This is a genomic window from Pseudomonas sp. EA_65y_Pfl1_P113, assembly GCF_963970525.1.
Lineage (GTDB): Bacteria > Pseudomonadota > Gammaproteobacteria > Pseudomonadales > Pseudomonadaceae > Aquipseudomonas > Aquipseudomonas tritici.
The window spans coordinates 1-21,556 of the sequence record NZ_CAXAQM010000037.1; the positions used below are offsets into that span (position 1 = coordinate 1).

At 60.0% G+C, this 21,556-nt stretch carries 19 protein-coding genes and 2 pseudogenes; 10 read left to right on the plus strand and 11 right to left on the minus strand.

Annotated features, from left to right (window positions below; genetic code table 11):
* Positions 1–160 precede the first annotated feature (160 nt).
* From AACY52_RS23960 to AACY52_RS23970, 3 genes are read right to left on the minus strand one after another with little or no spacing between them, the layout of a single operon-like run.
* Positions 161–931, minus strand: a complete 771-nt coding sequence (locus AACY52_RS23960) for a MetQ/NlpA family ABC transporter substrate-binding protein (protein ID WP_339419198.1) — start codon at positions 929–931, stop codon at positions 161–163.
* Between the two features lie 49 nt (positions 932–980).
* A complete protein-coding gene (locus tag AACY52_RS23965) occupies positions 981–1,655 on the minus strand; it encodes a methionine ABC transporter permease (RefSeq protein ID WP_339419197.1) in 675 nt (224 codons plus the stop codon).
* Positions 1,655–2,662 (minus strand): methionine ABC transporter ATP-binding protein, encoded by a 1,008-nt coding sequence (locus tag AACY52_RS23970; RefSeq protein ID WP_339529980.1) that lies wholly within the window; start codon positions 2,660–2,662, stop codon positions 1,655–1,657. Before AACY52_RS23970 ends, AACY52_RS23965 begins: the two co-directional genes overlap by 1 nt.
* A 245-nt stretch (positions 2,663–2,907) precedes the next feature.
* Here AACY52_RS23970 and katE point away from each other — a divergent pair, with 245 nt between their 5' ends.
* Positions 2,908–5,070, plus strand: a complete 2,163-nt coding sequence (katE, locus tag AACY52_RS23975) for a catalase HPII (RefSeq protein WP_370467901.1) — start codon at positions 2,908–2,910, stop codon at positions 5,068–5,070.
* Positions 5,071–5,169: 99 nt separating this feature from the next.
* Here katE and AACY52_RS23980 read toward each other — a convergent pair whose 3' ends face one another.
* Genes AACY52_RS23980 through zur form a run of 4 tightly spaced genes read right to left on the minus strand, consistent with a single transcriptional unit; the run spans position 5,170 to position 7,969 of the window.
* Complete coding sequence (locus AACY52_RS23980) at positions 5,170–5,889, minus strand: PA5502 family lipoprotein (protein WP_339419193.1); 720 nt, start codon at positions 5,887–5,889, stop codon at positions 5,170–5,172.
* A 37-nt stretch (positions 5,890–5,926) separates the two neighbouring features.
* Positions 5,927–6,715: a zinc ABC transporter permease subunit ZnuB gene (gene znuB / locus AACY52_RS23985; protein ID WP_339427756.1), complete on the minus strand. Its 789-nt coding sequence runs from the start codon at positions 6,713–6,715 to the stop codon at positions 5,927–5,929.
* On the minus strand, positions 6,708–7,487 hold the full coding sequence (gene znuC, locus AACY52_RS23990) for a zinc ABC transporter ATP-binding protein ZnuC (RefSeq protein WP_339427757.1): 780 nt from the start codon (positions 7,485–7,487) through the stop codon (positions 6,708–6,710). The genes znuB and znuC overlap by 8 nt, the downstream gene beginning before the upstream one ends.
* Entirely contained in the window at positions 7,487–7,969 is a 483-nt protein-coding gene (gene zur / locus AACY52_RS23995; protein WP_065875637.1) for a zinc uptake transcriptional repressor Zur, read from the minus strand. The genes znuC and zur overlap by 1 nt, the downstream gene beginning before the upstream one ends.
* Before the next feature lie 58 nt (positions 7,970–8,027).
* On the opposite strand from zur, the gene AACY52_RS24000 reads away from it, so the two are divergent.
* A complete protein-coding gene (locus AACY52_RS24000) occupies positions 8,028–8,957 on the plus strand; it encodes a metal ABC transporter solute-binding protein, Zn/Mn family (protein WP_339560848.1) in 930 nt (309 codons plus the stop codon).
* A 63-nt stretch (positions 8,958–9,020) separates the two neighbouring features.
* Here the strand turns inward: AACY52_RS24000 and AACY52_RS24005 are convergent, their stop codons facing one another.
* Positions 9,021–9,974: a homoserine kinase gene (locus tag AACY52_RS24005; protein WP_339419186.1), complete on the minus strand. Its 954-nt coding sequence runs from the start codon at positions 9,972–9,974 to the stop codon at positions 9,021–9,023.
* Between the two features lie 56 nt (positions 9,975–10,030).
* On the minus strand, positions 10,031–10,321 hold the full coding sequence (locus tag AACY52_RS24010) for a DUF2782 domain-containing protein (RefSeq protein WP_339419185.1): 291 nt from the start codon (positions 10,319–10,321) through the stop codon (positions 10,031–10,033).
* A gap of 74 nt (positions 10,322–10,395) precedes the next feature.
* Here AACY52_RS24010 and polA point away from each other — a divergent pair, with 74 nt between their 5' ends.
* Complete coding sequence (gene polA, locus AACY52_RS24015; RefSeq protein ID WP_339419184.1) at positions 10,396–13,173, plus strand: DNA polymerase I; 2,778 nt, start codon at positions 10,396–10,398, stop codon at positions 13,171–13,173.
* A 268-nt stretch (positions 13,174–13,441) separates the two neighbouring features.
* Here the strand turns inward: polA and yihA are convergent, their stop codons facing one another.
* Positions 13,442–14,083, minus strand: coding sequence for a ribosome biogenesis GTP-binding protein YihA/YsxC (gene yihA, locus AACY52_RS24020; RefSeq protein WP_032862650.1), 642 nt, complete (start codon positions 14,081–14,083; stop codon positions 13,442–13,444).
* A 191-nt stretch (positions 14,084–14,274) separates the two neighbouring features.
* On the opposite strand from yihA, the pseudogene AACY52_RS32335 reads away from it, so the two are divergent.
* From AACY52_RS32335 to AACY52_RS24050, 7 genes and pseudogenes are all read left to right on the plus strand, one after another.
* Positions 14,275–14,364 (plus strand): annotated as a pseudogene (locus AACY52_RS32335) (cytochrome); the annotation flags it as partial.
* 9 nt (positions 14,365–14,373) lie between these two features.
* Positions 14,374–14,493: pseudogene (locus AACY52_RS32340) on the plus strand (cytochrome c5 family protein); the annotation flags it as partial.
* A gap of 36 nt (positions 14,494–14,529) precedes the next feature.
* Positions 14,530–15,141: a cytochrome c4 gene (locus tag AACY52_RS24030; RefSeq protein ID WP_339470472.1), complete on the plus strand. Its 612-nt coding sequence runs from the start codon at positions 14,530–14,532 to the stop codon at positions 15,139–15,141.
* A gap of 168 nt (positions 15,142–15,309) precedes the next feature.
* The gene (gene dsbA, locus AACY52_RS24035) at positions 15,310–15,945 is read left to right on the plus strand and encodes a thiol:disulfide interchange protein DsbA (RefSeq protein WP_339560849.1); all 636 of its coding nucleotides are present in this window, start codon (positions 15,310–15,312) and stop codon (positions 15,943–15,945) included.
* Between the two features lie 10 nt (positions 15,946–15,955).
* The gene (locus AACY52_RS24040) at positions 15,956–16,834 is read left to right on the plus strand and encodes an endonuclease/exonuclease/phosphatase family protein (protein WP_339419176.1); all 879 of its coding nucleotides are present in this window, start codon (positions 15,956–15,958) and stop codon (positions 16,832–16,834) included.
* Entirely contained in the window at positions 16,831–18,900 is a 2,070-nt protein-coding gene (locus AACY52_RS24045) for a diguanylate cyclase (RefSeq protein ID WP_339438461.1), read from the plus strand. The genes AACY52_RS24040 and AACY52_RS24045 overlap by 4 nt, the downstream gene beginning before the upstream one ends.
* Before the next feature lie 88 nt (positions 18,901–18,988).
* The gene (locus AACY52_RS24050; protein ID WP_339438462.1) at positions 18,989–19,765 is read left to right on the plus strand and encodes an N-acetylmuramoyl-L-alanine amidase; all 777 of its coding nucleotides are present in this window, start codon (positions 18,989–18,991) and stop codon (positions 19,763–19,765) included.
* Here AACY52_RS24050 and AACY52_RS24055 read toward each other — a convergent pair.
* Entirely contained in the window at positions 19,762–21,549 is a 1,788-nt protein-coding gene (locus tag AACY52_RS24055) for an ATP-binding protein (RefSeq protein WP_339419171.1), read from the minus strand. The two genes, AACY52_RS24050 and AACY52_RS24055, sit on opposite strands and share 4 nt — an antisense overlap.
* Positions 21,550–21,556: the final 7 nt, after the last annotated feature.

Sequence of the window (21,556 nt, forward strand, 5' to 3'; positions counted from 1 at the left end):
CCACTCGGGTGCTGACACACCAGTGCTGGCTACGGCCTTTGCCCCGCACGCGTTCTATAACCTTACGATGAACCAGTTTGATGCGCGACAGCGCTACGTCGAAGATGTAGTGGGGCCTCCCACATTTTTTGATCTCCAGTGTTTGGGAGATCGAGTCAGGTCAGAACGCCGGCTTGATCGCGCCTTTGTACTTCTCTTCGATGAATTTCTTCACTTCAGGCGTGTGCAGGGCTGCGACCAGCTTCTTCACGGCGTCCGAGTCTTTGTTGTCTTCGCGGGTGACCAGGATGTTCACGTAAGGCGAGTCGCTGCCTTCGATGACCAGCGCGTCCTTGGACGGGTCCAGCTTGGCTTCCAGCGCGTAGTTCGTGTTGATCAGCGCCAGGTCAACCTGGGTCAGCACGCGCGGCAGGGTGGCGGCTTCGAGTTCGCGAAACTTCAGGTTTTTCGGGTTGGCGGTGATGTCTTTGATGGTCGACAGGATGTCTGTCGGATCCTTCAGGGTGATCAGGTTGTGCTTGGCCAGCAGCAACAGCGCACGGCCGCCGTTGGTGGCGTCGTTCGGGATCACCACGTTGGCACCATCAGGCAACTCGTCCAGTTTCTTGTATTTGCTGGAGTAAGCGCCCAGGGGTTCCAGGTGTACACCGGCTACGCTCACCAGGTGAGTGCCCTTGGTTTTGTTGAACTCATCCAGGTACGGCTGATGCTGGAAGAAGTTGGCGTCCAGGCGCTTTTCAGCCACCTGTACGTTCGGCTGCACGTAGTCGGTGAAGACTTTGACCTGCAGGTCCACGCCTTCTTTAGCCAGGGCAGGTTTCACGAATTCCAGGATTTCCGCGTGCGGGACCGGCGAAGCGGCGACCGTAATGGTCTCGGCGTGGGCGGAAAACGCGGCAACGGCGGCGAAAGCAACCAGTAGTTTTTTCATCCAGCAAGCTCCTTGTTCGGGCATAGCCGGCGGGGGCCGGCAATGGCCGTTATTTTCGAGAATAGTGCGTCACCAGCTTATCGCCGATGGTCTGCAGAATTTGTACCAGCACAATCAACATCACCACGGTGACGACCATGACGTCGTCCTGAAAACGCTGGTATCCATAACGAATGGCCAGGTCACCCAAGCCTCCGGCGCCCACTACACCGGCCATCGCGGTGTAGCCTACCAGTGCGATCGCAGTGACTGTGATTGCAGCAATGATACCGGGCTTAGCCTCCGGCAAAAGCGCCTTGATGATAATCTGCCGGGTGGTGGCGCCCATTGCTTGAGTCGCCTCGATGATGCCGCGGTCCACTTCGCGTAGGGCGGTTTCCACCAGCCGTGCGAAGAACGTCGAAGCTCCTACCACCAGCGGTGGAATGGCCCCGGCCACGCCAAGCGATGTGCCTGTGATAAAGATCGTCGTAGGGATCATCACAATCAGCAGAATGATAAATGGCAGAGAGCGTATGGCGTTGACCACGAATGCCAGTACTGCGTAGGTGTTCTTCTGCTCCAGCAACTGTCGAGGGCTGAAGAGAAACAGCAGAACGCCCAGCGGCAGGCCCACCAGCACGGTGAACAGCAGCGAGGTACTGAGCATCAGCATGGTGTCGCCGGTGGCAACCCAGATGTCAGCCCAGTCAACTTTGTCGAAGTAATGCAGTAAAACGTCCATTAACGCAGGATCTCCATGTGCACATCGGCTGCGGTAAAGCGGGCGAAGGCCGCTTCCATGTCACCGCCGGTAATGGCCAGGGTCAATTGCCCGTAGGGAATGTCTTTGATGCGGTCGATACGACCGGCAAGGATGCTGTAGTCCACACCCGTTTCACGGGCGACGGTACCCAGCAACGGCGCGTAGGTCGATTCACCTTGGAACGTCAGGCGCACGATGCGGCCTGGGACGTGGGCGAAATCATCGCGCTGTTCACCTTCGTCGACCTGCTCGGATTCTTGTACGAAGCGCTTGGTGGTCGGGTGCTTGGGGTGCAGGAACACATCGGCGACCGAGCCTTGCTCGACGATCACGCCGGCGTCCATTACCGCCACCTGGTCGCAGACGCGGCGGATCACGTCCATTTCATGGGTGATCAGCACGATGGTCAGCTTCAACTCGCGGTTGATCTCGGCCAACAGTTGCAACACCGAAGCGGTGGTTTGCGGGTCGAGGGCGCTGGTGGCTTCGTCGCACAGCAGGATCTTTGGCTTGGTCGCCAAGGCACGAGCGATGCCGACGCGTTGCTTCTGGCCGCCGGACAACTGCGCCGGGTACTTCTTGGCGTGGTCTGACAGGCCGACACGGGCGAGCAATTCGGCGACGCGCTGGTCGATTTCCTTGCGCGACAATTCGCCGGCCAGGGTCAGAGGCAGCGCCACGTTGTCGGCAACGGTCTTGGACGCGAGCAGGTTGAAGTGCTGGAAGATCATCCCGACCTGCTGGCGGAAACGGCGCAGGCCGTTGGCGTCCAGGGCGGTGACTTCTTCGCCATCAACCGTGATCTGGCCGCCACTCGGTTCTTCCAGGCGGTTGATCAGGCGCAGCAGTGTGCTTTTGCCTGCACCGGAGTGGCCAATCAGGCCGAACACCTGGCCGTTTTCGACACTCAGGCTGGTGGCATGCAGTGCGGGAATATCCTTACCGGCGACGCGGTAGGTTTTATGGACGTTATGAAACTCGATCACGTAGCGAACCTTGTGGGGCGCATGGAAAAGGGATCAGCGGTTAGCCGGGCGCGCATTTTAGCCTGTCCGTATAGCGTTTCTTAGCATTTATTTCGCATTCAACCAGCGATTTGGCAATAACGCGATCAAAGGTCATAAAAAAGGAACGGCCCAAAACCTCATCAGTCACTACTTAAGCAACGCGATATCCCAGGTGCCGTGCCTGGGGTTTTTGCTCAAACGAGCCGGGGATCGCTCTGGCCACTTTGAATAAGGAGTTTTGTCTGATGAGTACCAAGAAGCCAGCCACCCCGTCGAAGAGTGAGCTCGCGGGCACCGATACCCTGGACCGTGGCAACACCAACGCCAAGCTGCAGGCCTTGGAGGAATTCCGTTCCGATGCGACCGGCCAGGCCCTGCGTACCAACCAAGGCGTCAAGATTTCCGATAACCAGAACACGTTGAAAGTCGGCTCCCGTGGCCCGTCGCTGCTGGAAGACTTCATCATGCGTGAAAAAATCACGCACTTTGACCATGAGCGCATCCCGGAGCGCATCGTGCATGCCCGTGGCACTGGCGCTCATGGCTATTTCCAGACGTATGAGAACCATTCGGCGCTGACCAAGGCCGGGTTCCTGCGTGACCCAGGCCACAAGACGCCGGTATTTACCCGGTTTTCGACTGTGCAGGGGCCACGCGGCTCTGGCGATACGGTGCGAGATGTACGGGGTTTTGCCGTGAAGTTCTTCACCGAAGAAGGCAACTTCGACCTGGTGGGCAACAACATGCCGGTGTTTTTCATTCAGGACGCGATCAAGTTCCCTGACTTTGTGCACGCCGTTAAGCCAGAGCCTCACAACGAGATTCCTACAGGCGGCTCGGCTCACGATACGTTCTGGGACTTCGTCTCGTTGCAGCCTGAATCTGCCCACATGGTGATCTGGGCAATGTCTGACCGCGCCATTCCAAAAAGCCTGCGCAGCATGCAGGGTTTTGGTGTGCACACCTTCCGCTTGGTGAATGCCGAGGGTAAATCCAACTTCGTCAAATTCCACTGGCGTCCTACCGCGGGTACTTGCTCGCTGGTGTGGGATGAAGCGCAAAAGCTCGCCGGTAAAGACACCGACTACCATCGCCGCGATCTCTGGGAAGCCATTGAGATGGGCGATTACCCTGAGTGGGAATTGGGCGTGCAGGTGATTCCTGAGGATAAGGAGCATGCGTTTGACTTCGACATTCTCGACCCGACCAAGCTGATTCCTGAGGAGCTGGTGCCGATCACCCCGCTGGGCAAAATGGTGCTGAACCGTAATCCGGACAACTTCTTCGCTGAAGTCGAGCAGGTCGCGTTCTGCCCCGGGCATATCGTGCCGGGTATCGACTTCTCTAATGATCCATTGCTGCAAGGTCGGCTGTTTTCGTACACCGATACACAGATCAGCCGACTGGGTGGCCCGAACTTTCACCAGTTGCCGATCAACCAGCCGGTCGTGCCGTTCCATAACAACCAGCGCGATGCCATGCACCGCACCACCATTGATAAAGGTCGTGCGGCTTACGAGCCAAACTCGATCGATGGCGGCTGGCCGAAAGAAACCCCGCCAGCGGCGCAGGATGGCGGCTTCGAGACGTACCCAGAGCGCATCGACGCCCACAAGATCCGTGAGCGCAGCGAGTCGTTCGGCGATCACTTCTCTCAGGCCCGCCTGTTCTTCCGCAGCATGAGCAAGCACGAGCAGGAGCACATCATTGCGGCCTACAGCTTTGAGCTGGGTAAGGTTGAGCGTGAGTTTATTCGTGCGCGCCAGGTCAATGAGATCCTGGCCAACATCGACTTGGAACTGGCCAAGCGCGTGGCGCATAACCTGGGGCTGCCAGCACCGACCAAAGGTACTGTGCCTGAGCGCCAAACCAAGCCGGAACGTTCGCCAGCGTTGAGCCAGGCGAACTTGCTGCCGGGTGATATCAAAACCCGCAAGGTGGCGATCCTGGCGGCGAATGGTGTGGACGGCGTGGCGATTGACGCGTTGAAGAAGGCACTCGCAGCGCAAGGCGCACATGCCAAGCTGCTGGGGCCGACGTCAGCGCCGGTGAAGACGGCTGATGGCAAGAGCCTGCCAGTCGACGCGTCGATGGAGGGTATGCCGTCCATTGCGTTTGATGCGGTGTTTATCCCGGGTGGGAAAGAGTCGGTGAAGGCGCTGAGCGGCGACGGCGTGGCACTGCATTACGTGTTGGAGGCGTACAAGCACCTGAAGGCGATTGCGGTGGCCAGTGACGTGAAGCCTTTGCTGGATCTGCTGAAGCTGGAGGCGGATGCGGGGTTGATCGTGGGGTCGGATGCCAAAGCGTTCAAGGCATTCTTTGCTGCGATTGGCCAGCATCGGGTTTGGGATCGTGAGGTGAAGGCGAAGGCGATTCCGGCTTAAGTCATCTGTTGTTTGTTAGATCGCTATCGCGGGCAAGCCCGCTCCCCCACTTGAAGTGTTCACCGTTCAAATGTGGGAGCGGGCTTGCCCGCGATGCGTTTAGTCCGCTTTGCGCGGAATCAACACAACTTGCGCCGGAATGTGCTTCAGAATCTGCCGGTGAATCTTCAGGTCATACCCCGAATCAATACGCTTCACCCGTTTGGTCAGTAACGTGGCCAGCCACGGGTAATCCTCGGTGCGCGGCGCCTGGATGCTCACGTCGCACTGGTAATTCACGACGTCGGTGGCGATTGCATCCAGCTGATGGCGCAGTGCTTCGATGTCGGTGAGGTTCAGTGCCACGGTGGTGCTTGGCGCTGCCGGGTCGATGACCTTGGCGGCGGGCTGAGTTTCAGCGGCTTTCAGGGCGGCTTCGGCTTTATCCAGCTCGGCTTTGCGGGCGTGGCTGATGGCGCTGTTAACGCCGCCAGTGAGTGCCGGTGCCTTTGGCATCAGCGCACGCGCTCGGCTTAGCGCAGTGGCAGCTGCGTTGACGTCACCTTTTTGCAACACTATCTGGCTGCGCTGCAGGTAGGCCTCGGCCAATTGGCGTTGGTAGCCCTCAAGCGTCGGGTCGTTGGGCGACTGGGCTTGCAGGGTGGCCAACTGATCTTCGGCGGTAGCCAGCTCGCTGCTGGCCAGGTTTTGCTCCAGTTGCGTGATGGCCACAGCACGTGCGTCCTGTGCCTGTGGGGCGGCGGGCGGTGTGCTTTGACAGGCGCCCAGCAGCAGGGAAAATGCGGCAAGGAGCAGATATCGGGCGGTGAACGGCTTCATTCCTGCGACTCTCTATTTGCGCAAAAAGCGAGCAAGTCTACACCCCTCGACGGGGCAGGACAAAACTCAGCAGAAACAGGGCGGCGGCCGTGACCACAATCGATGGCCCGGCAGGCGTGTCCTTGAACCAGGACAGCGCCAAGCCCCCGCACACTGCAAACACCCCCAACAGGCTGGCGCCGATCGCCATTTGCTCCGGCGAACGGGCATGGCGCTGAGCGGCGGCGGCGGGAATGATCAGCAGCGATGTGATCAACAATACGCCGACAATCTTCATCGCGACAGCAATCACCACGGCGATCAGCAACATCAGGGCCATGCGCAGCGCGGGTACGGGCAAACCCTCCACCCTGGCCAGCTCTTCATGCACGGTGATCGCCAGCAATGGGCGCCACAGGGCCACCAGCAACACCAGCACGGTCGCGCTGCCGCCGAGGATCCAGGTCAGGTCAGTGGGGCTGATCGCCAGCAGATCGCCGAACAGATAGGCCATGAGGTCGATGCGCACTTCGTGCATAAAGCTCAGCACCACCAGGCCCAAAGACAGGGTGCTTGGTGCCAGGATGCCCAACAGGGTGTCGGAGGCCAGTGGCTGGCGCTGTTGCAGGGTCACCAGCAGCACCGCCAGGAGCAGGCAGCCTACGGTCACCGCGATGGTCGGGCTTACATCGAGCAAAAAGCCCATGGCCACGCCCAGCAACGCGGCATGCGACAAGGTGTCGCCGAAATACGCCATGCGCCGCCAGACCACGAAGGAGCCCAACGGGCCTGCAACCAGTGCCAAAGCCAAGCCTGCCAGCAGGGCGTAGAGCAGAAAATCAGCCATGCTTGCAGCTATCTCCATGAACGTGAGGGGTAGAAGGATCGTCCACGACCGCGCCATGCAGGTCATGCGCGTGGTCGTGGTGGTGGTGATAGATCGCCAGGCTCTGCGCGTTTTTGCCGAACAGCTCGACGAACGCCGGGTCGCCGCTGACCTGCTCCGGGTGGCCGGAGCAGCACACGTGCCGATTGAGGCAGACCACCTGGTCGGTGGTGCTCATCACCAAGTGCAAGTCGTGGGACACCATCAGCACGCCGCAGCCATGGCGGTCGCGCAGGCGCGTGATCAGGCTGTACAGCTCGGCTTGGCCGGCGACGTCGACGCCTTGCACGGGTTCATCCAGTACCAGCAGTTCCGGCTCTCGCAACAAGGCGCGGGCCAGCAGCACGCGCTGCATTTCGCCGCCGGAGATACTTTGTACCGGGCTGTCGATCACCTGTTCGGCGCCGACCTCCTTGAGCGCAGCCTGCGCGCGGGCTCGGTCCACGCCCGGCACCAGGCGAAGGAATCGCAACACCGAGAGTGGCAGCGTCGCGTCGACGTGCAGCTTCTGCGGCATGTAGCCGACGCGTAGCTTCGGCTTGCGCCAGACGCTGCCGGTGTCGGGCTTGAGCAGGCCGAGCACGGCGCGCACCAGCGTGGTCTTGCCGGCGCCGTTAGGGCCGATCAGGGTGACGATCTGCCCCGGCTCCACGCTCAGTGCGATGTTATCCAGCACGTGTTGCCCGGCGAACGTGACCCCGACCTGTTCCAGGCGGATTAACGCATTGCTCATCAAGCCCCCTGGCAGCCCGAGCACAGGCCGACTACTTCGACCGTTTGCCCTTCGACCGTAAAGCCGACATCGGCAGCGCTGCTGATAATGGCGTCGCTGATGCTTTTTTGTTCAAGTTCGATGGCGGCATGGCACGCGCGGCAGATCAGGAATTGACCTTGATGCGCGTGTTCCGGGTGGTTGCAGCCAACAAAGGCGTTGAGCGAGGCAATGCGGTGCACCAAGCCGTTTTCCAGCAGGAAATCCAGCGCACGGTAGACCGTGGGTGGCGCTGCACGGCGGCCGTCCTGCTCACTGAGCACCCCGAGAATGTCGTAGGCACCCAGCGGCTTGTGGCTCTGCCACACCAGTTCCAGTACCCGCCGACGCAAGGCGGTCAGGCGCAACCCCTTTTGTGCGCAGAGGGTATCGGCCTCCGACAGCGCGGTATGCACGCAGTGGGAGTGATCGTGGGGACGGCTGGCAAGCGGTGTAATAGGCATGAGCGGCGACAGACATTTGATAGAGACGTTATTATGTTACCCGTTCCTACGCCATTGAGTGGTCATCGTGTCCCGACTTTTTCCCGTTTTTATCGTATTTGTCACCAGTTTGTTCATCAATGGCGCCGCTCAGGCCGAGGTCAAGGTGCTGACCAGCATCAAGCCATTGCAGTTGATAGCCGCGGCTGTGCAGGACGGCGTGGCGGTACCGGAGGTGTTGCTGCCGCCGGGTGCGTCGCCGCATAACTACGCGCTGCGTCCATCCGACGTACGGCGCGTGCAGTCGGTGGACCTGCTGTACTGGATCGGTCCGGATATGGAGAGTTTCCTGCCGCGCGTGCTGAAAGGTCGTACGGCAACAACGGTGGCGGTGCAGGATCTTCCGGGTATGAAGCTGCGGCGCTTCGCCGAAGATAGCCACTCCCATAGCGACGATGCCGACGAACATGATCATGATCACCGCCCAGGCAGCCTGGATTCGCACTTGTGGCTGTCGACCGTGAATGCTCGTGTGATTGCGGCGCGCATGGCTGCTGATCTGGCGGCCGCAGACCCGGCCAATGCCGTGAGTTACCAGGGTAATGTGAAAGCCTTTGATGAGCGCCTGGATGTTTTGGATGCTCGCCTGAAAGCCCGCCTGGCGCCGGTTGGCGGCAAACCTTACTTCGTGTTCCACGAAGCCTTCGATTACTTCGAAGACGCTTATGGGCTCAAACATGCCGGTGTGTTCAGTGTCGCCGCTGAAGTGCAGCCCGGCGCCCAGCACGTAGCGGCGATGCGTACGCGTTTGCAGGAAGTGGGTAAGACCTGCGTGTTCAGCGAGCCGCCGTTGCGTCCGCGTTTGGCTGAAACGCTGGTGGCGGGCTTGCCGGTGAAGCTGGCGGAGTTGGATGCGTTGGGCGGGTATACCCCGGCTACGGCTCAGGGTTATGAGCAGGTGTTGGAAAAGTTGGGGAATGACTTGGCTGGGTGCCTGGAGTCGTTGTAACAGACCGCGCAGGTCTAATGTGGGAGCAGGCAAGCCAGCTCCCACATTGACCGAGTTGGGGCTTTAGAGGGCGAACGGCAGTTGGATCGTGACCTGCTGGCGTTGTGCCAAGCGATACTCGAACTCCGCCGGGTCATGGATCAACACATCCTGCCCTGCAAACGACTCGGCGGCGATCAGGCGTGACAGCCAGAACCGCACGCACGCCACCCGCAACATCGTCGGCCACAGTTCGGCTTCCTTGGCGGTGAACGGTCGCAGGCCGGCATAGGCGCCGAGCAGCGCACGGGCGCGTTGCCCGTCAATCACGCCGTCGGCATCCGAGCACCAGTCATTCAGGGCGATCGCCACGTCGTACAGCATCGGCCCGGAGCAGGCGTTGTAGAAGTCGATCAGGCCTGTGAGGTGCGTGCCTTCGAACATCGCGTTGTCGCGGAACAGGTCGGCGTGGACGTTGGCGCGCGGCAGGGCGAGGATCTGGATCTTGTGGGCTTCGATTTCCGTCAGTGCAGCTTTCAGCAGGTGTTGCTGTGCGTCATTCAGGTGCGAGATCAGTTGCGTGCCTTCAGTCAGCATCCAATCCAGGCCACGATCGGTCTTGCGTTCCAGCACCTTTTCGCCTTGAGTCGCTAGGTGCAGGTGGCCAAGCAGGTCGCCGACCTGGGTACAGTGCTGGGCGTTGGCGTCCTTGATGTGCTTGCCGGCCAGGCGCGGTTGCAGCAGTGCCGGTTTGCCTTTCAGCTCGCGCAGTGCCACGCCGTCGGTTGTACGCAGGGCATAAGGCACGGGTAGGTCAGCGTCGTGGAGCACGTCGAGCAGTTCGATGAAGAACGGCATTTCTGCGACCGGGCCGCGCTCAACCAGTGTCAGGACATACTCGCCCCGCTCAAGGCTGACAAAGAAATTGGTGTTTTCACTACCGGCGGCAATCCCCTGGAAATCAATCAGGCGGCCGAGCCCGTAAGGGGCGAGAAAGGTTTCCAGCTCGGGCCGAGCCAGGGGGGTGAACACAGACATGGTTAAAACTGCCAGTACGGGCGCCGCTGTGCGCGGCGCCAATTTAAGTTAAGAAATCACTTCCATTCGAAGATCTTCCATGACGGGATCAGCATATCCGGCTGGTCAGAGCGGATGAAGTTCGCATCGGTTCCGTCCGCGCGCACCAGGAAATACGGAGGCGCCCCTTTCGGAGTGACCTTGATTGCGTACAGGAACCCGTTCTGACGGTACTCCTGGATGGTCTTGTCGCCTTCCGTGCGAATGGTCACTTGCGGATCACCCCCAGGCGCATCGTCTGCCGCCATGGCAGCCAACGGAGTGAGTGAAATCAAGCCGGTCAACAGCAGGCGATTAAATGTACGCATGATAACCTTGTCCCTTTGTCGTCATTGGTCTGGCTATTCTAGCGCCTGACCCGCCGAAAAGGTTGATTCTGCTCATGAGCCAAGCACCCCTCGTCCTGGTGGACGGTTCTTCTTATCTGTACCGCGCTTTTCATGCGCTGCCACCGCTGACCACCTCCAAAGGCCTGCCGACTGGTGCGGTCAAGGGCGTGTTGAACATGCTCAAAAGCCTGCGCAGGCAGTACCCGGACAGCCCGTTCGCGGTGGTGTTCGACGCCAAGGGTGGGACCTTTCGCGATGACATGTACGCCGAATACAAGGCCAATCGCCCCAGCATGCCTGATGACATGCGCCTGCAAATCGAGCCATTGCATCAAAGCGTGATCGCGCTGGGCTTCCCGCTGCTATGCGTCGAAGGCGTCGAGGCCGATGACGTGATCGGCACCCTGGCCCGCAGCAGCGCCGCCGCTGACCGCCCGGTGGTGATTTCGACCGGTGACAAGGACATGGCGCAATTGGTGGACGGCCACATTACCTTGGTCAATACCATGACCGGTAGTGCGATGGATATCGAGGGCGTAAAGGAGAAATTCGGCGTCGCACCGGAGCAGATCATCGACTATCTGGCGTTGATGGGCGATTCGTCCGACAACATTCCGGGTGTTCCTGGTATCGGTCCTAAGACCGCGTCCGGCTTGCTTGTCGGTGTGAACGGCGGCCTTAAAGAGCTTTATGAGCAGTTGGATATCGTGCCGACCCTGCCTATCCGTGGCGCGAAGACGCTGCCGGCCAAGCTGGAAGAGCATCGAGAGATGGCGTTCCTTTCCTACCAGCTGGCGACGATCAAGATTGATGTGCCACTGGATGTGGGCCTGGATGATCTGCACCTGATCGAACCGGACCGTGAAAAACTGCTGGAGCTGTATACGCTGCTGGAGTTCAAGAGCTGGATTGACGAGATCCAGCGCGACGCCAAGCGAGTGGAGCTCAAGGCTGCTCCTGTTGTTGAAGCAGTCGTTGAACCCGTGGCGCCAGCGCAGACCACCTACACCACCATCCTCGACCAGGCGACCTTCGATAGCTGGTTGAAAAAGCTCAACGACGCGAAGTTGTTCGCCTTCGACACCGAAACCACCGGCATCGACGCCCAACAGGCACAGTTGGTCGGTGTTTCCTTCGCCGTGCAGCCCCATGAAGCCGCCTACATCCCGCTGACCCACGCCTATGTCGGCGTGCCTGAGCAGTTGGACCGTGACACCGTGCTGCTGGCCCTGAAACCGTTGCTGGAAGACCCGACCAAGCTCAAGGTCGGCCAGCACGCCAAGTTCGACATGAATATCCTGGCCAACTGCGCCATCGGCGGCGACCCCGCACACGGCATTACGGTGCGGGGCATCGCCTTTGACACCATGCTCGAATCCTATGTGTTAAACGCCACCGCAACCCGGCATGACATGGACAGCCTGGCGAAGAAGTACCTGGATTACGACACTGTCAGTTTCCAGGACATCGCCGGCAGGGGCGCCAAGCAGCTCACCTTCAACCAGATCGCATTGGAGCAGGCCGGCCCTTATGCGGCTGAAGATGCCGATGTGACCTTGCGCCTGCATCAGGAGCTGTTCGCGCAACTGTCAGCAATCCCGAGCCTGGTGAGTGTGCTCAAGGATATCGAGATTCCGTTGGTACCGGTGCTGGCCCGTATCGAGCGCCAGGGTGCGCTGGTGGACAAGGAGCTGCTGGGTATCCAGAGCATCGAACTGGGCAACAAGATGGTCGAACTGGAGCGCGAGGCGTTCGAGATCGCCGGCGAGGAATTCAACTTGGGTTCGCCCAAGCAGCTCGGCGCGATCCTTTACGAAAAACTCGGCCTGCCGGTGTTGAAAAAAACCGGTAAGGGCCAGGCGTCGACTGCCGAAGAAGTGCTGGCCAAGCTGGCCGAAGATGACTATCCGCTGCCCAAGGTGCTGATGCAGTACCGCAGCATGAGCAAGCTGAAAAGCACTTACACCGATCGCTTGCCGGAACAGATCAACCCGCGCACCGGGCGGATCCACACGTCCTATCACCAGGCCGTGGCGGCTACCGGGCGCTTGTCCTCGAGTGACCCGAATCTGCAGAATATTCCGGTGCGCACCGCCGAAGGGCGGCGGATTCGCCAGGCGTTTGTTGCGCCTAAGGGCTACAAACTGCTGGCGGCGGACTATTCGCAAATCGAGCTGCGGATCATGGCGCACCTGTCGAAGGACGAAGGGTTGATGAACGCCTTCCGTCACAACCTCGACGTGCACACGGCGACGGCCGCCGAGGTGTTCAAGGTTGAGCTGGGTGAGGTTACGTCTGACCAGCGCCGCAGCGCGAAGGCGATCAACTTCGGTTTGATCTATGGCATGGGCGCGCAGAAGCTTGGCAAGGATATCGGCGTCGATACCAAGACGGCCAAAGCGTACATCGATGTGTACTTCGCCCGTTATCCCGGGGTTCGCGAGTACATGGAGCGCACCCGCGCCCAGGCTTCCGACCAGGGTTACGTCGAAACCTTCTTCGGGCGCCGGCTGTATTTGCCGGATATCCATTCCAACAAGCCACAGGAGCGCGCGGCGGCAGAACGCACCGCGATCAACGCGCCAATGCAGGGCACGGCGGCGGATATCATCAAGAAAGCCATGGTGCTGGTGGACAATTGGCTGACCGATTCGGGCCTGGATGCCAGGGTCATCCTGCAGGTGCACGATGAATTGGTGCTGGAAGTGCGTGAGGACTTGGTGGCCGAAGTCAGCGAGAGGATCCGTGAGCACATGAGTGCGGCTGCTCAGTTGGATGTGCCACTGCTGGTGGAAGTAGGTGTGGGCGATAACTGGGACGAAGCGCACTGATTACGAGGCTTTGCCACCACCTTGGGTGGTGGCACAGTGCTTTAGTCCGGAAGTCGCTGTCAGTTATTTCCAATAGTTTTGAGCCTGCCGGAACTTAACCTGTGAACTGCCACTCAGAGTTACTGAATGGGTGGTGAAGCCCTTCAATGCTCCTATGTTGTGTTAAGTGTTGGCAGATATCTGGGCCTCGCCCTAGCGGTCCGGAACTTGAACCCCGAACTTCCCCTCCCCATACGAAGTCCGGGGTTTTTTTTTGCCTGCAGAAAAGTTACTCCGCGATTTCCGCGCCCTTGTCGGCCAATTCCATCCAGCCGGCCAGCACGGTGTAGGCGTCTTCCAGGCCCATACGCTTCGGCGCCGAGAACAGTTGGATAGTGATCGCGTCACCCCAGCCTTTACGGATTTCGGCCTGCACTTTGAGCAGGGTGTTCTTGGCGGCGCCGTAGGTCAGTTTGTCTGCCTTGGTCAGCAGGATATGCATCGGCATGCCGCTGGCAACAGCCCAATCGAGCATCAACAGGTCGAAATCGGTCATCGGATGGCGGATGTCCATCATCAAAATCAAACCCTTCAAGCTCTCGCGGCCACCCAGATAAGCCTCGAGGTGACGCTGCCAGTGCAGCTTCAGCGGGATGGGTACTTTTGCGTAACCGTAGCCCGGAAGGTCGACCAGACGCCGATCATCGTCTAGCTTGAAGAAGTTGAGGAGTTGCGTGCGGCCCGGGGTTTTCGAGGTACGTGCCAGGCTGGCGTGAGTCAGGGTGTTCAGTGCGCTGGATTTACCGGCGTTGGAACGACCGGCAAAGGCGACTTCAAAGCCTTCGTCATCGGGGCATTGGTCAACTTTGGCGGCGCTGAGCATGAACGTGGACTGTTGGCACAGGCCGAGGATGGGATTCTTGAGTTGCATGAGATTTCCGATGTGGGCGATGCCGAGAAAGGGTGCGGCAAGCGGTGTCGTTTCCGTTTCAGTAGCGCCAGTATATAATGCCGCAGATTTTGTGTGTGCTTTGTCCCAGCGAAGGACGAAGTTCACGGGAGCGAAAGACCTTTATTGCGCATTAGAACGCAAAACGCTCTCAAACCCTGAATGGTCGACGTCTGACCAAGTGGTTGCGCGCTGTCGGTGTCCTGGTCCCGCTTTAGGGTGCTCAGGCTACACAGGATCCGGAAGCGGTGTACAACCGAGTTTACGTGGTCACGCGGGTGCAACACGTGACCCAGGGTTTCAAGGCAATGCCGCCGCGTGGTTTGTGCATGGACTGCAGTACTGAGGATTACCAGGCCATCATTGAGTTGATGGTGAGTAAACCCGGTTGATAACTCTTAAACCCTTAGCCGTAGTTGGATTAGCTGATGAACAAACTGATCGTGAGTCTGCTGTTGACCTTGGGCATCACTGGTGTTGCCCATGCTGCAGGCGACGCTACAGCGGGCCAGGCGAAAGCCGCCGTCTGTGGTGCTTGCCATGGACCGGATGGTAACAGCCCGGCGCCGAACTTCCCCAAACTGGCCGGCCAGGGAGAGCGCTACCTGACCAAGCAGATGCAGGATATCAAGTCTGGCAAGCGCACGGTCCTGGAAATGACCGGCTTGCTGACCAACCTCAGCGATCAGGACCTGGCAGACATCGCCGCGTATTTTGCCAGCCAGAAAGGCAGTGTGGGAGCTGCCGATCCGAAACTGGTGGCCCGTGGTGAGAAACTGTTCCGCGGCGGCGACCTGGAAAAAGGTCTTCCTGCCTGCACCGGCTGCCACTCGCCAAATGGCGCCGGTATAGCAGCCGCAGGCTTCCCGCACTTGAGTGGCCAGCACGCAACCTACATCGCCAAACAGTTGACCGATTTCCGTAAGGAAGAGGACGGGCGAAGCAACGACGGCGATGCGATGATCATGCGCACAATTGCTCGCAAGCTGAGTGATGAAGACATTGCGGCGGTCTCCAGCTACATCCAGGGGCTGCACTGAGGCGCACACGACGTTAACGCTCGATTAATCCATCGATGCAAGCATAAAAAGGGTGGCTTAGGCTGCCCTTTTTTGTGGCCGCTACCGTTACACTAACGAACTCATGCCCGCGTAGACCTGTCACAACAAAGGTCGCGTGAGGCGACTTTATTTGTCCAGGAGTAAAGCATGCGTAATCTGATCCTCAGCGCCGCTCTCGTCACTGCCAGCCTCTTCGGCATGACCGCACAAGCTGCCGACGTGCCGCTTGAAGCCGGGAAAACCTATGTTGAATTGGCCAACCCGGTTCCGGTTTCGGTGCCAGGCAAGATCGAAGTGGTGGAGCTGTTCTGGTATGGCTGCCCGCATTGCTACGCTTTTGAGCCGACGATCAACCCATGGGTTGAGAAGCTGCCTAAGGACGTAAACTTCAAACGTATCCCTGCCATGTTTGGCGGCCCATGGGATGCTCATGGCCAACTGTTCTTGACCCTGGAAGCCATGGGCGTAGAGCACAAGGTGCACAACGCCGTGTTCAATGCGATTCAGAAAGAAAGCAAACGCCTGACCAAACCAGACGAAATGGCTGACTTCGTTGCCACCCAAGGCGTCGACAAGGACAAGTTCCTGGCCACCTTCAACTCCTTCGCTATACAGGGCCAGATCAAACAGGCCAAGGAACTGGCACAGAAGTATGGCGTGCAAGGTGTACCGACGCTGATCGTCAACGGCAAATACCGTTTTGACCTGGGTACTGCTGGCGGCCCGGAAGCTGTCCTTAATGTTGCCGACCAGCTGATCGCCAAAGAGCGCGCAGCCAAGTAAGGGGCCTGTCATGCGCCGCTGGGGTACCGAACGTGTGGTTGGCCTGCATGATCCGCAGGTCAACGAACATCACCTGGAAACCACAGGTTTGCCGCCGGACAGTCGTCTGCGGCTGCTGAGCTTCAATATCCAGGTGGGCATCAGTACCGAGAAGTATCGGCATTATCTCACCCGTGGCTGGCAACACCTGTTGCCCCACAATGGGCGCGCCGGCAACCTGCAAAAGATCGGCAACCTGTTGAATGACTTCGACCTAGTTGCCCTGCAGGAAGCCGATGGCGGCAGCATGCGCTCCGGCTATATCAATCAGGTGGAGCACTTGGCCCAGCTGGGTGCCTTCCCTTATTGGTACCAGCAGCTTAATCGCAACCTCGGGCGTCTGGCGCAGCACAGCAATGGTGTGCTCAGCCGCTTGAAGCCTTCTGCCATCGAAGACCACCCGCTGCCAGGCCCCAAGGGCCGCGGCGCTATCCTTGTGCGTTTTGGCGAGGGGCCAGAGGCTTTGGTCGTGGTGATGATGCACCTGGCGCTGGGTGCACGCACCCGGACCCTGCAATTGGCCTACATCCGAGAGCTGATTGGCAATTACAAACACCAGGTGCTGATGGGGGACATGAACACCCATGCCAGCGACCTGCTGCTGAATTCTCCGTTGCGCGACCTTGGCCTACTGGCACCGCAAGCCGAAGCTACGTTTCCCAGCTGGCGCCCGCAACGCTGTCTTGACCATATCCTGCTAAGCCCGACCCTCACACTCGAGAGTGTGCAGGTGCTGGCGCAGCCCATCTCCGATCACCTGCCGGTCGCGGTAGAGATTCGTCTGCCGGGTTCGCTCACGGCCGATGCATTCCCCGCGCTGAGTCCCGGCCCTCACGGACCCCTTGCATGAGCGACGACGCCCAGCGCTGGAAAGAGAAGTACCTTAAAAGCATCGAGCAACAGGAAAAGCTCGAACGTCGCTGGGCCGCCCGCCTTGACCTGCTGCGCCGTGGGCTCGTACGCAGTACGTTGGCGGCTGAGGGCACCGATCGCGTGGTTGACCAATGCATGAAGGAAATGCGCGACGTTGTCCGCACGGATGACATGGACGCCGCCCTCGCCGCGTTGCTGCCGCGTCTGGAGAAGGCCGTTCTTGAGTCAGAGCAGCGCCGCGAAACCCGGGTCGACCAGATCAGCACTGCGCTGACCTCCTTGGTCACGCAACTGCAAAAGCTGCCGTTGCCCCGTGAGGTCATCCGTCCGCTGAAGGCGTTTGCCAAGCAGTTGGACGGGCGCGTCGGCCAGGCACGTGAGATCCCGTTGTTGCTGAGCGAGTTGAGTGGCCTGCAAAGCCAGGCGCTGAATAACCTGGAGCCCGGCGGCGAAACCACGCGCGCAGGGCCTGGGCTCTTGCAGCGTCTGTTTGGTTCCAAGGATGTCGCGAACGAGGCGCTAGCAAACGAACCGGTCCCCATCCCGGCATCGCAAACCCCTGTGGCCAAGCCCGTCGCCGAGCCTCAGCAGCCCGAGCAGTCCGAGCAGTCCGAGGAGCTGACGCAAGCCTTGCGCGCCTTTGCGCCACAGCCTCAAGAGCCGGTTGTCCTTGCAGTTGAATCGGATGCACCGGCAAAGGTTGCCGAGGCCTCCAGTGAAGCGTTCGTCTACGAGGCCGCCGCTCAAGCCGCTCCTATTGAAGCGCTCGCAGCGCCCTTGGCGCGTGTGGAGCCCGAGGTCGAACTTCAGGCAGAACAACTGGCGCCGGAAAGCGCCCTTGCCGCCTTCATCGAAACCCCCGAACCTCAGGTCGAAACCCCGGATAAAACTGTCATCGGCAGCCTGTCGCTCCCGCCTGTGCTGGAGGTCGAAGAGTCCGACCCCGACGAGCTGCAATCGGATGGCGCGTATTCCCTACCCGACTCGCCGGAGCCGTCCTACAGCTTCGTGGCCAAGCACATCGAAGACACCCTGCTCGGCCTGCTGGAAGAGCTGGCATTGCCCGAGCGCCATCGGCCCCAGGCCGAAGCCATGCGTGAGCGTCTGGCCCACGGCCTGAACTGGTACGAACTGCTGCCTATCCTCGACGACCTGGCAGTCTTGATGCTGGCGATCACCGACAGCGGCCAGCATGAGTTCGAGGCTTACCTTAAGCAGCTCAACGAGCGCCTCGAAGCGTTCCAGGGGCATTTACAGGTCGCCAGCGACGGCCACGCCGATAGCCGTTCCGCCGCCCGGGAACTGGACACGCAGATCCGCGAACAGGTCGACGGCCTGCAAAGCAGCGTGCAGGAAGCCGCCGACCTGGACAGCCTCAAGCACGTATTGGAAAGCCATCTCGAAGGCCTGTTAGGTACCATGGATGAGCACCAGCAGCAGCGCGATCAACGTGAGCAGGAAACGGCTGCACGTCTGAAGGGCCTGGCCGAACGGGTTGCCAATATGGAGCAGGAAGCCCAAGGCTATCGCGAGCACTTGGAGGTTCAACGCCAGAAGGCCCTGATCGATCCGCTCACCGGCTTGCCCAATCGCGCAGCGTGGAGTGAGCGCCTGGATCAGGAGGTCAACACTTGGCTCCAACGCGGCAACAACCTGTCGCTGGCGATGCTGGACCTGGATCACTTCAAGCGCATCAACGATGGCTACGGCCACCTGGCTGGCGACAGGGTGCTGAAAATCATCGCCACTGTGCTGCGCAAACGCCTGCGACCGACTGATTTTATCGCGCGCTTTGGCGGTGAAGAGTTCGTCTTGCTGATGCCTGACTCATCCTTGAAGGATGCCCTGGCGGCGGGCGAGGTGTTGCGCGCAGCGATTGAGGCGTGCCCGTTTCACTTCAAGGGCGAGCCGGTGACGATCACGGTCTCCATGGGCGTGGCGCAGTTCCAGCCGGCAGAGCGCAGTGACCTGGCGCTCAAACGCGCCGATGCGGCGCTATATCGGGCAAAGGCAGCGGGACGGAATCAGGTGCAGGCAGCCTAAAAAATGTTCCATTTTGTAATTTGACCGCCGGGCCACAACCGGTACGTTACACTGTTGCATTATCGTCTTCAGTGTAACGTCTTCCGCCATGAAATCCTTGTACTTTGCTTTTGTGTTCCTTCTGCTTGCGGGCTGCGCCAGCGGCCCTCGCCTGGACACCAACCACCCCTCGGTGAATCACGACAACCGCGTGCAGTTCGTGGTCGTCCATTACACCTCCACCAACCTTGAACGCTCCCTGGCATTGCTCACCCACGGCCAGGTCAGCAGCCACTACCTGATCGGCGACGATGCCTCCGCCACCATTTACAAGCTGGTAGATGAGAGCCAGCGCGCCTGGCATGCCGGGGAAAGCGAGTGGATGGGGCGCACCTGGCTTAACTCCAGCTCCATCGGTATCGAGATCGTGAACCCTGGCTACAAGGACACACCGACTGGCCGACTCTGGTACCCGTACTCTGAGGCGCAGGTGAAATCCCTGGTGGTCTTGCTCAAAGATATCAGTAAGCGCAACGGCATCGACCCCAAAAACATTATTGGTCACAGCGATATCGCACCGCTGCGCAAGTTGGACCCGGGCCCGCTATTCCCTTGGAAGCGCCTGGCTGCTGAAGGGCTGGGCGTATGGCCGGATGCCCAGGCTTTCGCGCGCTACCAGGTGCAATACGCCACCGAGTTGCCGAGCATCACCTGGTTTCAGGAAGAGTTGGCGCGTCTGGGCTACCAGGCACCCCAGACCGGAGAGCTGGATGTGGCCACGCGTCACGTGATCGCGGCGTTCCAGATGCATTTCCGGCCATCGCTATTTGACGGCGCGCCGGATGCGGAGAGTGCAGCGATCCTGCGAGCGTTGAACCACCGTTAAAGCGGTAACGCCATATAGAACTGAGTGCCTTGCCCCGGCCGCGAATACACGCCCATGCGGCCGCCGTGCAATTGCACGATCTCCTTGCACAGCGCCAGCCCCAGGCCGGCGCCGCCTTTCTTGCGGCCTACCTGGACGAAGGGCTCGAAGATCCGCCCCTGTTGCCCGTAAGCGATGCCTTCGCCGTTATCTTCGACGCTGACAATCACCCGCTCACCATGGCGGCGCGCATGCAGGCGAATCTGCCCGCCAGTGGCTGTATGGCGCAGGGCGTTACCCAGCAGGTTATCGAGCACCCGCTCCAGTTGTGCCTGGTCTGCATACAATCTGGGCAGGTCGGATTGAGTTTCTACCAGCAGTTCGACGTTTTGCGCTTTGGCTGGCTCGACGAAGCGCGCCCGGGCGTGTTCCAGCAGGTCAGTCACATCGCACGGCCCCAGCGTGAGTTTCTGCAGGCCGTTCTGGTACCGCGAGAAATTGAGCAGGTCGTTGATCAACTGCATCAGGCGCTGCATCTCTTCATTAACCGTGTCCAGCAGGTCCGCTTCACGGGACTCTGCGGGAAACTTCGCGCGTTCGCGGAACAGTCCGAATGCCATGTGCATGCCGGTCACCGGCGTACGCAGTTCATGGGAGGCGCGTAGTACGAACTCGCTGCGCACCCGCTCGAATGCCCGTTGTTCGGTGACGTCATGCAGCACCATCACCGCGCCGAGGATATGCCCCTCGGTATGGCTCACGGGGGTCAAGCTGTAGGTCAGCAGGCGCAGTTCGCCTTCGACTTCCACTTCCAGATCGTCCGGCGCCCGCTCCAGGTTACCGCCTCGCAATACCAGTTGCAGTTGCTCGTCCAGTTCCGGACGCACCAACGCCTCGCCCAGGCCCTGGCCGAGGCGTTCCTCGTCCCAACCTAATTGCCGCTGGGCGACAGGGTTGAGATGCTCCAGGCGGCCTTGGCGGTCGATCATCAGCAAGCCATCGTCGATGCTGTCGAGCACCGCTTGCAGGCGCTGCTGGCCCGCCAGCAGTTCATCGACATTGGTCGCCTGATGCTGGCGCAACGCTTCGGCCATGATGCCGAAGCGCCGGGTCAACAGGTTCATTTCCGCGGCAGAGGAGAGGGGCAGCGTCACCTCGAAATCGCCCTGCCCGATCTTGTCCGCCGCCTTGGCCAGGGCTTCGATCGGCCCGCCAAAACGCCTGGCAATGCCATGAGCCGTAATGAATCCGATGATCAGCACCGCGAGCCCCACCAATCCCAGAACGCCGGCGATCAGCAAGGCGCGCGCGCGGGACTTTTGTTCGCTGGCGCTGATGCTTTCCAGGGCGTGCTTGTGTTCGGCGATCAGGCCGTTACGCAGCACGTTGAAGGTTTCGTGGAGTTTTTCCTTGCTGCCCGGCGGCGGCGAAGCCTGCTGAGACTCATCGAAAGCCTCGAGGAAACTCAGGTAGTCCGCCTTGGCCTCGCTGAAGCCGCTTCCGGTGTGAGCTTGCCGCTCATGGGCAATCCCCTGGTCCAGCAAATCAAAGTAGCGTCCTTTCGAGGCTTCCAGGGCTTCCGGATTAGGTCGCGCCTCCAGCATCATCATCAACTGGTCGCCCAGGCTCTGACGCAGCTTGAGCCCCAAGTCGAGCGTAACGAAGTTGCTGCGAATTGAAGACTCCTGGGTCTTGGCCATTTGCATGACGCTGACCAAGCCCAGGATCAAACCTAGCAGGGCAACGGTGATCAGCGCGGAGATGCTCAGGAATAACCGAGTGCGCAGTTTCATCGCTAACTTCATAGGTTAC